At 67.0% G+C, this 13,787-nt stretch carries 11 protein-coding genes; 1 reads left to right on the top strand and 10 read right to left on the bottom strand.

The window, feature by feature from the left end; genetic code table 11:
- Positions 1-11 precede the first annotated feature (11 nt).
- Positions 12-3,977, top strand: a complete 3,966-nt coding sequence (gene eccCa, locus AB0E24_RS42180) for a type VII secretion protein EccCa (RefSeq protein ID WP_359385052.1) — start codon at positions 12-14, stop codon at positions 3,975-3,977.
- Positions 3,978-4,486: 509 nt separating this feature from the next.
- Here the strand turns inward: eccCa and AB0E24_RS42175 are convergent.
- The 10 genes from AB0E24_RS42175 to eccB all read right to left on the bottom strand — a co-directional run bounded on the left by AB0E24_RS42175 (position 4,487) and on the right by eccB (position 13,711).
- A complete protein-coding gene (locus AB0E24_RS42175; protein ID WP_099015119.1) occupies positions 4,487-5,224 on the bottom strand; it encodes a hypothetical protein in 738 nt (245 codons plus the stop codon).
- A 34-nt stretch (positions 5,225-5,258) separates the two neighbouring features.
- The gene (locus AB0E24_RS42170; RefSeq protein ID WP_093703411.1) at positions 5,259-5,558 is read right to left on the bottom strand and encodes a type VII secretion target; all 300 of its coding nucleotides are present in this window, start codon (positions 5,556-5,558) and stop codon (positions 5,259-5,261) included.
- Positions 5,559-5,573: 15 nt separating this feature from the next.
- The gene (locus AB0E24_RS42165) at positions 5,574-6,335 is read right to left on the bottom strand and encodes a hypothetical protein (protein WP_359385049.1); all 762 of its coding nucleotides are present in this window, start codon (positions 6,333-6,335) and stop codon (positions 5,574-5,576) included.
- A 256-nt stretch (positions 6,336-6,591) separates the two neighbouring features.
- The gene (gene mycP / locus AB0E24_RS42160) at positions 6,592-7,755 is read right to left on the bottom strand and encodes a type VII secretion-associated serine protease mycosin (RefSeq protein WP_256116682.1); all 1,164 of its coding nucleotides are present in this window, start codon (positions 7,753-7,755) and stop codon (positions 6,592-6,594) included.
- Between the two features lie 127 nt (positions 7,756-7,882).
- The gene (locus AB0E24_RS42155) at positions 7,883-9,394 is read right to left on the bottom strand and encodes a WXG100 family type VII secretion target (protein ID WP_359385046.1); all 1,512 of its coding nucleotides are present in this window, start codon (positions 9,392-9,394) and stop codon (positions 7,883-7,885) included.
- Positions 9,395-9,416: 22 nt separating this feature from the next.
- Positions 9,417-9,899: a DUF2563 family protein gene (locus AB0E24_RS42150; protein WP_359385044.1), complete on the bottom strand. Its 483-nt coding sequence runs from the start codon at positions 9,897-9,899 to the stop codon at positions 9,417-9,419.
- Positions 9,900-10,013: 114 nt separating this feature from the next.
- Positions 10,014-10,295, bottom strand: a complete 282-nt coding sequence (locus AB0E24_RS42145) for a WXG100 family type VII secretion target (protein ID WP_069874019.1) — start codon at positions 10,293-10,295, stop codon at positions 10,014-10,016.
- A 41-nt stretch (positions 10,296-10,336) separates the two neighbouring features.
- Positions 10,337-10,675: a WXG100 family type VII secretion target gene (locus AB0E24_RS42140; RefSeq protein WP_069874021.1), complete on the bottom strand. Its 339-nt coding sequence runs from the start codon at positions 10,673-10,675 to the stop codon at positions 10,337-10,339.
- A gap of 199 nt (positions 10,676-10,874) precedes the next feature.
- Positions 10,875-12,122 carry a type VII secretion-associated serine protease mycosin gene (gene mycP / locus AB0E24_RS42135; protein WP_186000224.1) on the bottom strand — a complete coding sequence of 416 codons (1,248 nt, stop codon included), beginning with the start codon at positions 12,120-12,122 and terminating at the stop codon, positions 10,875-10,877.
- 17 nt (positions 12,123-12,139) lie between these two features.
- Complete coding sequence (gene eccB / locus AB0E24_RS42130) at positions 12,140-13,711, bottom strand: type VII secretion protein EccB (RefSeq protein WP_359385041.1); 1,572 nt, start codon at positions 13,709-13,711, stop codon at positions 12,140-12,142.
- Between the last annotated feature and the right edge of the window lie 76 nt (positions 13,712-13,787).

Genomic DNA, 13,787 nt, shown 5'->3' with positions numbered 1-13,787 from the left:
TAGACAGGCCGATGAGCCAGATCATCGTGAAACGTCCACCTCGGGAGACTCCTCCCGAGATGCCCGCGGATGAACTCCGACTCGAATCCCCTCCCGAGCTGCCTCGCGGTGACCGGGAAGGCATGGCGATGCAATTGCTGCCCATGCTCGGCATGGGCTCGTCGGTGGTCTTCTTCTTCATGCCGAATTCGGCACCGTTCATGAAGATCATGGGCGTGATGATGTTGCTGTCGACCGTATCGATGGCCGTCGCACAGGCGGTCCGGTATCGCAAAGGCGCGCAGGGCGAGGCGGCGGAGGGCCGCCGCGACTATCTCAAGTACCTCGCGAAGACCCGGCGGAGGGTGCAGCGTACGGCGCGCGTACAGCGCGATGCGCAGTTCTTTCTCCACCCGTCCCCCGAGCAGCTGTGGTCGCTGGTGGCCGAGGGCAGCCGGCTGTGGGAGCGGCGGATCACCGACGACGACTTCGTCCAGGTGCGGATCGGGCTCGGGCCGCAGGAGCTGTGGACCCCGCTGGTGGCGCCGGAAACCGCCCCGGTGGAGGAGTTGGAGCCGCTCTCGGCGGGTGCCATGCAGCAGTTCCTGGCGGTCCACCGGTCGTTGGACGGCATGCCCATGGCCGTCAGTCTGAGGGCCTTCTACCACATGACGGTCTCCGGCGAGCCGGAGACGACCCTGGAGACGAGCCGGGCACTGGTGGCGAGCCTTGCCGCGCTGCACTCACCCGAGGACCTGGTGATCGCGGTGGTGGCCGCGGCGGGCGCCACGGAGGAGTGGGACTGGGTCAAGTGGCTGCCGCACGCCCAGGCGCCGGGGTCGGTGGACGGAGCTGGAACCAAGCGGCTGTTCAGCGACAATCTGGCCGAGGTCGAGGATCTGCTGAAGACCCGTCTGGAAGGCCGTTCGCGGTTCAACCGGGAGGGGCAACCGCTGCTGGACGCGCCACATGTGGTGGTGATCCTCGACGGCGGCCTGGTACCGCCCGACTCGCTTCTGGCCGCCCAGGAGGGTTTGCAGGGCGTGACGGTGCTGGAGGTCATCCGTGGCGGCCTGGACGAGCTGCGTGGCGGCCTGTCGCTGATCGTGCGGCCGGGTCTGCTGCGGGTGGAGTCGGCGTCGGCCGTGTACGAGGGCGTACCGGACACCCTGTCGCTGCCCGGCGCCGAGGCGCTGGCGCGGCAGCTCGCCCCGCTGCGGGTCTCGGCGGGCGGCGGGGACGACGAACCGCTCCTGACCAACCTGGAGTTCACCGATCTGCTCAACCTCGGCGATGCGGCGTCCATCGACCCCGTGGTCACCTGGCGGCCACGCTCGACGGCGGAACGGCTGCGCGTTCCGATCGGGGTCGGGGAGAGCGGCGCGCCGGTCATGCTCGACCTGAAGGAGGCGGCCCAGGAAGGCATGGGCCCGCACGGCCTGTGCGTGGGCGCGACGGGCTCAGGAAAGTCGGAGCTGCTGCGGACGCTGGTGCTGGGCCTGGCGGTTACGCACTCCTCCGAGACGCTCAACTTCGTCCTAGCGGACTTCAAGGGCGGCGCGACCTTCTCGGGCATGATGGAACTGCCGCATGTCGCCGCGGTCATCACCAACCTCGCGGACGATCTGACGCTGGTCGACCGCATGCGCGACTCGATCACCGGTGAGCTCCAGCGGCGTCAGGAGCTTCTGCGCTCCGCGGGCAACTACGCGAATATCCATGACTACGAGAAGGCGCGCGCCGCGGGCACCCCGCTGGAGCCGCTTGCCTCCCTGGTGCTGGTCATCGACGAGTTCAGTGAGCTGCTGACGGCCAAGCCCGACTTCATCGAGATGTTCATCCAGATCGGCCGCATCGGGCGGTCGCTCGGGGTGCATCTGCTGCTGGCCTCTCAGCGGCTCGAAGAGGGCCGGCTGCGGGGGCTTGACACCTATCTCTCGTACCGGATCGGTCTGCGGACGTTCTCCGCCGCCGAGTCCCGTACGGCGCTCGGCGTTCCGGACGCCTATCACCTGCCGTCGGTGCCCGGCTCGGGGTACCTGAAGTTCGGTACGGAGGAGATGGTCCGCTTCAAGGCGGCGTATGTGTCCGGGCCCTACCGCTCGTCCACGTCGACCGCCGTGGGCAGCGGCCCCATCCCGACCGACCGCCGTCCGGTGCTGTTCAGCGCCTCCCCGGTACCGGTCCGCTTTGCCGAGCCCGACCCCGCCTTCACGTACACCGCGGACCACGACCGAGTGGACGACGCGCTCGCGGACACGGTGCTGGACGTCATCGTGCACGGTCTGGAAGGACGCGGTCCGGCCGCGCACCAGGTGTGGCTGCCGCCGCTCACCGAGGCGTCGTCCATGGACCAGCTGATGCCGCAGCTCTCGGTCTCGCCCGAGCGCGGTCTGCACGCCGGCGGGTATGCCCGCAGCGGTGGTCTGTGCGTTCCGATCGGCATGGTGGACAAGCCGTTCGAACAGCGGCGGGAAATCTTCTACCGGGACTTCTCCGGCGCACAGGGCCATATGTTGATCGTCGGCGGTCCGCGGTCCGGCAAGTCGACCGCCTTGCGCACCCTGATCGGATCCTTCGCACTCACCCACACCCCGCACGAGGTCCAGTTCTACGGTCTGGACTTCGGCGGTGGCGGCATGATCGCCGTCGAGGGGCTGCCCCACGTCGGCGGAGTCGCCTCACGTCTGGACCCGGAGAAGATCCGCCGCACGATCGCCGAAGTGACCGGCGTGCTGAACCGGCGCGAGGAGTTCTTCCGGGACAACAACATCGACTCCATCGGCACCTACCGGCAGCTCCGCGCCTCCGGGCAGCTCCCGGGTGAGCCATGGGGCGACATCTTCCTGGCGATCGACGGCTGGCAGTCCTTCAAGACGGACTACGAGATGCTCGAGCCGATCGTCGCCGACATCGCGACGCGCGGTCTGGGACTCGGGGTGCATCTCATCGTCACGGTCACGCGCTATATGGAAATGCGAGCGGCGCTCAAGGACCAGTTCCTCTCGCGGCTGGAGCTGCGGCTCGGTGACCCGATGGACTCCGAGCTCGACCGTAAGGTCGCCGCGAACGTGCCCATGGGCACTCCCGGCCGCGGTCTCACCCCGGAGAAGCTGCACTTCCTGGGCGGTCTGCCGCGTATCGACGGTACGTCGGGCAACCCCGACGACCTGGCCGAGGCCACCGCCGCGTTCGTCAGGGCATCGGTGGACAACTGGCCGGGCCCGCACGCACCGCAGGTGAGGATGCTGCCGCGGATGCTGTCGGTGCGGGAGATCCCGTCCGGTCATGAGCAGCGGGACCGGGGCATCGCGATCGGCATCGACGAGATGAACCTCGAACCGGTCTTCATCGACTTCGAAACCGACCCCTTCTTCGCCGTCTACGGTGAGTCGGAGTCCGGGAAGACGGCTCTGCTGCGCCTGCTCATCAAGCAGATCACCGAGCGCTACAGCCCCGAGGAGGGGCTGTTCGTGGTCGGCGACTACCGGCGCAGTCTGCTGGAGGTCGTACCGCAGCCTCATCTGGTCGGTTACGGCACGACGCAGAACGCCTTCGAGAAGTACATCGCCGATATGAACACCCTCATCAGCCAGCGCATCCCGGGGACGGACGTCACCCCACAGCAGCTGCGCAACCGCAGTTGGTGGTCGGGGCCGCGGGCGTTCATCGTGGTGGACGACTACGACCTGGTCGCCACCTCGTCCGGCAACCCGATGTCCGAACTGGTGGACAACCTGCCGTACGCGCGGGACGCCGGCGTCAACATCATCGTGGCGCGGACGACGGCCGGTGCGGGGCGCTCGTCGTACGAGCCGTTCATGCAGCGGTTCAAGGAGCTGGGCGCGCAGGGTGTCGTGCTGTCGGGTTCGCCGGGTGAAGGCGAGTTGCTGGGCCAGGTCAAGGCGCGTCCGTTGCCGCCGGGGCGAGGCGTCTTCGTCTCACGGCGCGGCGGGGCGTCGCTGGTCCAGACGGCGTGGGTGCCGTCGGTGGACTGAGGGGGCCGGGTGGGTCGAGGACGGGGCCGGGGGCGACGGCCCCACGGGGTAGGGCTCGTACGGACCGGCGGTCCCGGCCGTACGAGCCCTCTTGCCGCTCAACGAGCGTTGTTCGCCTCGCTCACAGCTCCCTGACCAGCCGAGCGGCCACCTTGAGCGGAAGGGAAGGGTATTGGCGCCTGACCTCCCGGAGAGCCTGCGCAGGACCCTTCGTCTCCCGGATTCGCAGGAGGGCCGTACGGTCCACGGACCCACGAAGCTCCTCGAACGAGGCGAAGTTCCCGGCGTACCAGGACCGCTCCTTATGCCGCCTCGCCAGCATCTCGGCGGTTCCTGGGCAGAGGATCGCAAGGGCACAGAGGACGGCGATCAGCGGGGGCGGGGGGAGGCCGATGGCCCAGTCGGTCACCGCTGGGAGCACCAGCCACGCGAATGAAGCCACCCCGACGGCCCAAAGGGCGACGCGAGGTCCGTACACAGGCTCACCTCAAATCGTCACGTCAGGCACGTCAGGCCGTGCCCACCGGCCACTGGCCGTTCGGAAACGCACTGTTGTCGTTGGCGTTGCTCTTCAGGTCGGCCATGGCCTTGGCCTGGTCGCCCAGTACGCCCAGCAGAGTGGTCACGGCGCCGGCGATGACGAGCCAACCGGCCATCCCTTCACCCAAGGCGGCGATCGCGGCCGGGACGGCGCCGACCACGGTCGCACCCGCGGCTATCGCGGCGGCCATGGCGGGAATGAACTGGATCAAGAAAGCGGCGATCGCTCCGTAGAATGCCACTCCCGCAATGGCGGCGGTGAGCAGGATATCCGCGATCGAATTCGCTTGGGACGCGACCTGCGCGGCCGCGGCGGACTGAGGGAAAACGGCGTTGGTGTACGCGTCGGCCCCCTCACCCTTCCACTCCTTGGGGGCTTGGAGGTTGAATTTCTGAGTGCTGGAGGAGGCGGTGGTCGCGTCGCCGTGGATGCCCTTTCCCTTCCAGCTGTTGGCGTCGATGAACAAGATCACCGGGGCAACGACACCCTCGAGCAAATGGCCGATCTTGGTGAGGATCCAGTTCACGAACTCGATGAGCTTGTTCGCCGCGGCGACTACCGCTTTCGCCACTGGGCCGGGAACGTACCAATGGTCCACCGCCCCGTTGATCTTGTCACCGAAGGTGACGAGATCCTTGGAGAGCTTCTCCAGCTTGTCGTTGATCTTTTCGATGAGTGTTTCGAACTGCGTCTGGCTGAATGCCATCGCCTTCCCCGTCTCCCCGGTGCGCCGCCGGCTGCTAGTAGGCGTCTTCCACAGACTTCGTGGTTTCCACTTCGTGATCGTCGTACGCCTTCGCGTTCTTCACGAGCGCGTCAGCGATGTCCGACATCCGCTTCTGCCCTTCGGTGCATCGGCCCGAAAGATGGTCGATGGCATCCGAGTAGGCGCCGAAGAACATCTGGTACATGCCCAGCTCAAGCCGGTCGCGTTGCAGCCCGCTTATGTTGCTCCCGACACCGCCGATCGCCTTCGCCTGCTCATCCCACATTCTGGCGTCAGTGCGTATCGCGTCTGTGATGACCTTGAGCTTGCTCATGGCCCTCCCTTCTTTTCAGTATGAGTCCCTGAAGCGCTGAGGGTCTTTGATCATGGCCAGAAACTCGTTCATCAGACCGCCGACATGCAGGTTCGCGACGCCGACGGCGCCGGGGCTCTCGGCATTGCCGACCTTGCCGCGAGCGTTGTTCAAAGCCTCGTTGAGCGCCTGATTCAGCCGGACGGTTGACTGCCCGACAGCCCACTGAGGGTCCACTTCGCAGGAGACCAAGGCATGCGCGGTAAGGGTGATGGCGACTCGGCGCGCGGCGGATTCTCCCGTGACCTTCGGCGGCAGAAACGAATCAGCATCCAGTTCCTCGACGGCGTCGAATGCCGTGAGGACATCCTCGATGGATTCGTCCATGGGCCTGCGAAGAACATGGCGCACGTCGTGGTCGGAGATTTCAGGGAGTGGACCGGACGGCGCCGACGACGCGGACGAGGCGAGGCCCTCGTCGATGTGGTCGGCCCGATCTTCCCAGCCGGACTGCTCCAGCGATCGCGACCAGCGCTCCAACCGGTCGCTCATGGCGGACTCGAACGCTTCGACAACGGCGCCGCCGAGGTCCCCGTCGGGCCGTCGCCGCTGCCAGTCGGAGGCGAGCTTGATCCACTCCGGTAGCCCATCCGCACCCAGGGCCACGGAGACGGCCCCCTGTGCGTCCGTTCCTTCGGAACTCTGGGGCACTTGGTCGTGCATGTCCGACATCAACTGCCGGAGATTCTCCGCGTGCTGCTGGAACTGTTGCAGTTCACGAAAGATGTCCTCGCTCACGCTTCCCCCTTACTGGCCAATCGCGGAGCCATCGCGCTTTTGTGAACAAATGACCAGAAGCGCAGGTGTGTTCCTTATCGTTTGCTTCGCACGCTAGCACGGGCCAACCGGCCGGTATACCTCCCGTAACGGCAATTGCCATGGTGAACCGCTGCTGTGGCGAATTCGGAACACCAGCAGGACATCCGAAACCGCGCTTTCATCACAGGATCCATGGCGACCGCGCATGGGGAAACCCGGTTCATGGCGCGACTCGTCATCTGGGCGAGGCGGCCCGGCGGCGGACCACGAACAGCGCGAGACAGGCCACGGCGAGGACGCCGGCCGCGCCCAGGATCCACGGGAGGGCGCCGCTGCCGCCGTCGCCACTCTCGGCGGCGGTATCGCTCGCGGAGGAGCCGCCCTTGGGCGCTGACGGGGATTGGCTCTGCGACGAGGAGTCGGACGGGGAGTCGCCGGCCTGCGCGGGCACGAGGGGGTTGATGTCGGCCGGGCCCGGCTTGCCCTTCTCATCGAGGACGTTGTAGCGGGGGCGGATCGTGCCATAGCCGATGTAGCGACTGGGAATCTTGCCCTCGGTGGGCTTTCCGGCGGTGTCCATCATGACGCGGAGCACCTGATTGCCGTTCCATGTGGGGTGCTTGGCCCAGATGAGCGCGGCGGCGCCGGAGGCGATCGCCGTGGCCTGGCTGGTGCCCCAACTGCGGCAATATCCCGGTTTTCCGTTGGTGCAACGGATCGGGATATCCTGCCCGGGGGCGGCCAGCGCCACATCGGGCCCGGAAGTCGAGAACTTGGTCCGGCTCAGGCTCTGATCCACGGCTGCCACGCCGGCCACTCCGTCGATGGCCGCCGGATAGGAGACATAGTTCCCCGATTCCCCGTCGTTCCCGGTACTGGCCAACAGCAGCTTGCCGCGCTTGATCGCGTATTCCACCGCTTGCCGAAGCTGGCTGCCCGCACTGCCTTTGACCATGTATTCCTGGAAGCCGAGCGACATGTTGATGATCTGCGCATCGCTGTCGGCCGCATAGCGGATGGCCTTCGCGAGGGCCGGGACGCTGTTGGTTCCGGATTCCTTCGTGGACCCGAAGACGGTAATCGGAAGAATGCGCGCATCCGGCGAAACACCCTTGACGCCCTGACCATCGCGGCCATTCCCCGCGATGAGCATCGCCATGGCCGTTCCATGGCCGTCCGGATCCTCACGGGCGTCCTTGCCCGGCTCCTTGAAGTTCTCGCCCTTGAGGACCTTCCTCCGCAGTTCCGGAGCGGACGCGTCAACCCCGCCGTCGAGGACCGCGATCGTGATGCCCTTACCGGTGCTGACCTTCCACATGCTTTCCGCCTGCATGCGGTCCAGATACCACTGGCGCTCCCGCATGGTGTCCGCCGAGGCGGGAGGGGCGGTCAGCCCCATGATGGCGAGCAAGGACGCGAGTAGTAGGATGACCACTACTGTCCGGCTCCGGACCTGGTTGAGCGTTGTTTCCATATCGCCTGTTCGTCCTGTGCTCGCCATCATCCGCGGCCTCTGCGGAAGGGTTTTACCCAATCACGGGAGGCACGGTGCCGCGCCGGCCCTCGTTCCAGGTCTCTTCGTCCTCGGTCAGCTGGTCGGGCGCTTCCCGGCCGCCTTCCTCGCGCTGCCTCTTCTGGCCCTCACCGCGCCCCGATACCGCCGTCCCCGGCGTGCCGGGGACCCGTCCTTCGGCCTGCCCCCGGACCAGTCCGCTCCCCCCGGGGGTGAACTCGCCGCCGGTCCGCAGCTCGCTTGCGCGACGCGCAGTACCCTCGGCCCGGGCCGACGCCGAAGCTCCCCGGTTCGGACCGGCGCCGATGACACCTCCGGGCCGCCCGGCCGTGGGGAGGCCGGGGCCCGCGCCCGGACCCACACGGCCCACAGGACCGGCCGGCTCCCTGCCGATGACGGTCCCCCGGCTCTGCCGGGAGCCCTGGTTCGTGCCCGCCTGGTGGTTTTGCATACCACCGACGATGCTCTTGTCGGCGCGCACCGGGTTGGTGGTCCGGCCGTTGATCTGCTCGGTCGGTCCATTCGGCAGCCTGGAAGTGGTGATGGGGCCCTTGGTGCCGCCCGTCCCCACGGTGGGGTTGACCTTGCCCACAGTGGGATTGACCTTGCCCACACCGGTTGTGGGCCCGACCGTCGGCGGAGGTGACGCGGGCAGACCCATGGGCCCGGGCCCGTCGGTGACCGGAGGCCCACCGCTGGTCGGAAGCTGCGGTGTGGTGGTGGGCGGCGGCGACGGCTTCACCGTGTCGATGTTGGTGTGCGTCGCGTCCGGAACGGTGACATGCCCCGGGTTATCCGGAATCGACGGAGGGGTGACATGCCCCGGCGAGACATGCGCGGGGGAACCCGGACTCACCGTGGACGGATCGACCGCCGGATGCGTCGCCCCGACAGTGGCGGGCGCCGTGTGGACGCTGCCCCCCGAAACGCTGGGCGAGCCATAGCTCTCCTGCCCGCTCCCGTCCTGAGTCCTCGGCAGAGCCGAGGCCGGCAGCGGTTTGAAGACCGGCTCATTCTCCTGGGACGCCGCGATGGTCTCCTGCGACATCCTGTAGTACGAGGCCAGCTTGTACATCTGTGGAAGCGCCTCGTCGCGGGCCTTGTCCAGACCTTCCAGGCGCTTCTTTTCCTTCTCCTGGTCCGCGTAGCACACCTGCGAACCCGCCGGACGCTCCGGCATCGACTTCTTGACCTCGCTCAGCGCCTGACCCGCGGTTTCCATCGCGGTACCGACGGATCCGGCGAAGCCTGCCAGCTTCAGAGCCTGGTTGGCGAAGTCGTCGCCCCAGTTTCGGAACGCGTCACCGCCCTCGCCCTTCCAGGTGACCCGGCCGACGCGCTTCTTGAGCTCGTCGCCGATCTTCTCGATCTCGGACTGCGCCTTCGTCAGGGCATTGCCACGACGAATGATCTCCTGCTCATCCGTACCTTCGACCATGGCGAGCATGTCCTCAAATGAGGCATGCTCGAAACTGGTGACGTTGTAGCACATCTTGAGCGGCGGCAGCTTGCTGGAATCGCCCATGATCCATTCCCCCGTTCACCCATCACATGCCGTCGTGGCCACTGCTCTTACCGTCACCCGTCTTCGGGGCGCCCGGCTTGTCGTGGCCCTTCGGTTCGTGCTGTTTCTGGTACTGCTCGTAGTAGTTCTGGGTGCGCTCCTGAATTGCCTTCAGGCGCTGCGCGTGCTCGTGGTCCACCGTCTGGTAGTCGCTGTCGGCCGCGCCCACCGTGATGCCCATCGCCTCCAATTGCTCGCCCAGGGTCTGGGAGAGCAACTCCAGCCGTCCGTGCACCAACTCGTACGCGGTGGCCAGGGACAGCGCCTCGGGAAAATCCGATCCGTAGGCGGCGGTGTTCACCCTTTGCTGGGAGATCTTGCCGTGCGCCGCGTCCGACTTGTCGAGATCTGTCAGCAGCCTGTCAACGCGCTTCTTGAATTCCTGTAGAGACTCGGTGGGAGCGTCGAGGTCCGGCGAAGAAGGGGACTTAGCGGAGCCACCCCCGTCCGGCGCCAACTCGGCCATGAAGCACCTCCTTCATTACCTGAATGACAGCACTCGTGGGTGCGGGACACTCGGCCCGTGCCGAGTGTCCCGCACCCACGACACGACCGCAGGCTGTGCGCGCTACGTCTCTCGCTACGACGCGAACCGCTGGCCTTGACGATGGTCATTGGCCTTGTAGCCTTCCGTGGCCTCCAGCAGCTTCCTCGAGATGGTGAGGAGGGTGGTGTGCAGGTGGTCGACACGCTGGTTCCACTCGTGCTGACGCTCGTTGAACGCGCGCTGTGCCTCACCGCTCCACGACTCCGACACACCCTTGACCTGCCTCATGATGGTGTCGAGGTCGGTCTTGAGCTGGTTGGCCTCGGTCCTGACGGTGTTCGAGGCTTCGACAACGCCTTCGTACGTAATCTCCATTGAGCTCTAACTCCTGATGCGAGGCGGACGGGTCACGAGGATCAAGAGGCGTGGAAGGAGCCGAGGATGCCGCTCTCGCCGCCTCCGACGCTGTTGATGTTCCTCAGCTGGTCGAGCTCCTCCTGGTCGAAACCATCCCGGCTCGCCTTCACCAGTTCGCGGGTGAAGCTCAGCAACTGGTTCACCCGGCGCACATCGTTGTTGACCTCCGTCTGGAGTCCGTTGTACGCGCCCGCCGCGATTCCCTTCCAGTGGCCCTCAACGTGATCGATCACGCCATTGAGCTTCGCGATACGCTCGGTCAGCTGACCCTCCATCCAGTCGATGGCGCTTTCGAGGGTCTTGAAATCATGACCTTCTACGCGGAGCTTCTCCGCCATGGCACACCTTCCCCCATGAATCGGATGCGGTGGAACGGCCGCGCTGTGTGACCGTCCCGTGTGCATCGGACCAAAGCTGTCAAGGATCACTCTAGTCAGCATCCCCGTGTGCATGACCAATAAGTATCCGGTTGTTACATGGATGGGACGCCGGGGACGGCCGGGTAACGAGGAGCGTCGATCAGGCGCTGACGTCCCCTCATGCGTGGCGTCGGCGACGCCAGTCACGCAGCACGACCGCACCGCCCGCGGTGATGCCCACGATCACCGCGCCCGTGGTCAGCGCGTAGGTGGCCAGCCGCGTACGCCGCTCCTGAGGCGTCTCGCCGAGCGTGAGGCGGCCGGGCTCGGGCTTCGCGACGTTCGCCGCCGAGCCGGTGTCCGCCGTAGGACGCTCGATCTTCTTGTCGTCGTCGGTGAGGGCCTTGACCGGATCGACTACACCCCAACCGATGAACCGGTCACGGCCGTTGACGCCGCGTTCCGCGGTCTGCTCGATCTGGGCGATGACCTCCTGCCGCGTCCAGTCGGGGTGCTTGGCGCGGATCAGGGCCGCCACCCCGGCCACGTACGGGGCGGCGAAGCTGGTGCCGTTGTCCACGCACTGTCCGCCCTTGGGCACGGTGGAGACCATGTCGACGCCGGGCGCCGCCACGCCGATGAAATCGCCGCTCTGCGAGAAGTACGCGCGCTCGTTGTTGCGGTCGGAGGCGGCGACGGCGAGCACACCGGGATAGGACGCGGGGTAGGTGCGCCTGGACCGGCCGTTCGCGCCGTCGTTGCCGGCGGCCGCGACCACGACCACGTCGTGCTGGACGGCGTATGCCGTCGCCTGCTCCAGATCGCTCTGCGAGCGGGCCCCCTTGGTGTCCTGGGAGATGTTGATGACCCGGGCGCCCTCGTGCACCGCCTTCTCGATGGCCTGGGCCATTTTCTGCGGTGTGCCCTTGCCCTCGGCGTTGTTCTGCTTGAGGGGAATGATCGTCGCCTCGGGCGCCAGACCCACGAAGCCGGTGCCCTCGCGGGGGCGGGCCGCGATGATGCCGGCGACCTTGGTGCCGTGCCCGACCTCGTCGACCGTCGGATCCTCGGCGAGTTTCCGTTCGTCCTTGGAGGCGTCCTTGGACGGGGGCAGGTAGTTCGCCCCACTCGACTTGTCGACGGCGCTCTTGAGCTGGACGTTGGTGTCATCGACACCGGTGTCGATGACGGCGACCCGTACCGGCTTGCCGCCCTTCTCCTTGCCCTTGGTCTCCTCCCAGAGGCGGTCGAACATCAACCGTTGCAGCGACCAGGGCGTTCCCTTGATCTGCTTCTTCATCGGGAAGGTGCACTCACCGTTGCCGTCCAGCGAGAGCACCGCGGCGGACGGTACGGCGCCGGCACCTGTGGCGGCGGTGAGACAGGCCAGCGACACCGCCGACGACAGGGCGGCCATGCGTCTCATGCGTGGGTGCTCCATGCTCACGAACCCTGCGGCTGTCGTGCGCTGTTGGTGTCCAGACGCGGCCCGACCGGCAGGAACTGGGACCAGTTGAGGGGCACCGCCACCGGCTTCGCGTCCCCGTACCCCAGCCTGACCTGCGCTTTGTTCGCCGCGGTCTGCCCGCCGGACGGAGCGTCCTGCTGCCCGGCGGAGCCGGAACCGTCAGCGCCGATCTTCGACTTGCCCGCGCTGCCGTCGTTGTTGGCCTGCACCTGGTAGCGCAGGCCCGTGTCGGTGACGAGGAAGACCTGGCCGGTGCTGGTCGACCTGCCCTGGAACTGCCGGTAGAACACGCCGGTGCCCGGCGTGACATACGCGCTGGTGGCACCGTCCACGATGGTCGCGGGGTAGTCCCGGCCCGCCCAGGTCTCGAGGGTGGGCGTGCCGTTGTCCGCCACCTTCGTGAGGATGTTGCACACGGTGTCCCTGGCCTCGCCCCCGCCCTCGGCAGAGTTCACCTGGCTCGGGGACTCGGAGGGCCAGGCGGTGTCACCGGCGAACACCGTGGAGTCGGAGACGAAGTCCTGCGGGTTGACCTGCATCGGCTTGCCGAGCTGGTTGAGTCCTGCCAGCTGTTCGCTGCTCAGCAGCAATTCGGCGGTGAATTCGGAGACCGGCTGCACCTTTCCCGGCACCACGACATAGTGCTGGACGCCGCCGCCCGTCTGGGCCTGAAGCACCATGCCCACCTTGTTGGCCCTGTCCGGCAGCGAGTCGACCCCGGCCGAGGTGTTCGGCTGCCCCGGCACCCGTGGGAACACCACGGGCGCGCCGTCCTTCAGGGTGTCCAGCCAGTCGTCGGTCACCTGCTGGGGCTTGGCGCCCTCCGAGAAGAGCGTCCGCAGCAACAGGTTGTACTGGCCGGCGGACATGCTCTCCTCGCCCTTGGGGCCGCCGAGCAGGTACTTGGCACCGGACGGGTCGACGAGATAGCGACCCGACTTCCCCCGGACGTACAGCGCCTGGCTGCCGTGCAGCCGCTGCGGGCCCTCGACCTTCGACGCCTCACGGTCGGCGAGGATGAAGACCGCCTTCTGCGCGGTCTTGTCCTCCCCGCCGCCCGGCTGCTCGCAGACCACCCAGCGCTTCTGCTTGACGGCCTCGTCCGCCGAGGGCATACGGTCCGGGGCATACGGGATGCCGATGGTCGGTCCGCGTGGAATGTCGCCGTTGTCGAGCTGCGACTCCTTCACCCGGATGATGTCGGACTTGTTCTGGTCCAGCAGGAGTTTCGCGGAGGCGAGGTTGAGGACCGGGTGCAGCTGTTTCTTGCCGCCGGTCTTGAGAATCACGTAGCGGGTCGTCGAGTCGCTGCCGACGATGATGTGGGACGCGGTGTCGTCCCAACCCTTCGGCGCGCTCGGCCGGATCATGCCCCATGCGCCGAATCCGGCAAGGATCAGCGCCCCGACTATGACCCCGGGGAGAAACGCACGCAGCGGACGTGGCGCACCGTCGTCCATGACGGTGGGCGAGGGCTGCACGAAGGAGGCAACCATCCGTTTCTTCGCAAAGGTGTAGGCATTGAGCTCGTCCCGCCGCGATGCCATGTCTCGCCCGCTTCTCCCCGTGTGTGCCCGTGCAGTACGTACGCTTGGTCGCCGTAGGGAGATTACTCATCCCCTC

Source organism: Streptomyces malaysiensis subsp. malaysiensis (assembly GCF_040653035.1).
Taxonomy (GTDB): Bacteria; Actinomycetota; Actinomycetes; order Streptomycetales; family Streptomycetaceae; genus Streptomyces; species Streptomyces malaysiensis.
Note: the sequence above shows the minus strand (reverse complement) of the source record. Positions and strands in the feature narration are given on the sequence as shown.

Excerpts from the sequence above, each read along its gene's own strand:
- AB0E24_RS42145 (WP_069874019.1), bottom strand. The coding sequence starts at position 10,295 with ATGGAGATTACGTACGAAGGCGTTGTCGAAGCCTCGAACACCGTCAGG.
- mycP (WP_256116682.1), bottom strand. The coding sequence starts at position 7,755 with ATGGGGCTGACCGCCCCTCCCGCCTCGGCGGACACCATGCGGGAGCGC.
- AB0E24_RS42155 (WP_359385046.1), bottom strand. The coding sequence starts at position 9,394 with ATGGGCGATTCCAGCAAGCTGCCGCCGCTCAAGATGTGCTACAACGTC.
- AB0E24_RS42140 (WP_069874021.1), bottom strand. The coding sequence starts at position 10,675 with ATGGCGGAGAAGCTCCGCGTAGAAGGTCATGATTTCAAGACCCTCGAA.
- eccCa (WP_359385052.1), top strand. The coding sequence starts at position 12 with ATGAGCCAGATCATCGTGAAACGTCCACCTCGGGAGACTCCTCCCGAG.
- AB0E24_RS42170 (WP_093703411.1), bottom strand. The coding sequence starts at position 5,558 with ATGAGCAAGCTCAAGGTCATCACAGACGCGATACGCACTGACGCCAGA.
- AB0E24_RS42150 (WP_359385044.1), bottom strand. The coding sequence starts at position 9,899 with ATGGCCGAGTTGGCGCCGGACGGGGGTGGCTCCGCTAAGTCCCCTTCT.
- eccB (WP_359385041.1), bottom strand. The coding sequence starts at position 13,711 with ATGGCATCGCGGCGGGACGAGCTCAATGCCTACACCTTTGCGAAGAAA.
- AB0E24_RS42175 (WP_099015119.1), bottom strand. The coding sequence starts at position 5,224 with ATGGCATTCAGCCAGACGCAGTTCGAAACACTCATCGAAAAGATCAAC.
- mycP (WP_186000224.1), bottom strand. The coding sequence starts at position 12,122 with ATGAGACGCATGGCCGCCCTGTCGTCGGCGGTGTCGCTGGCCTGTCTC.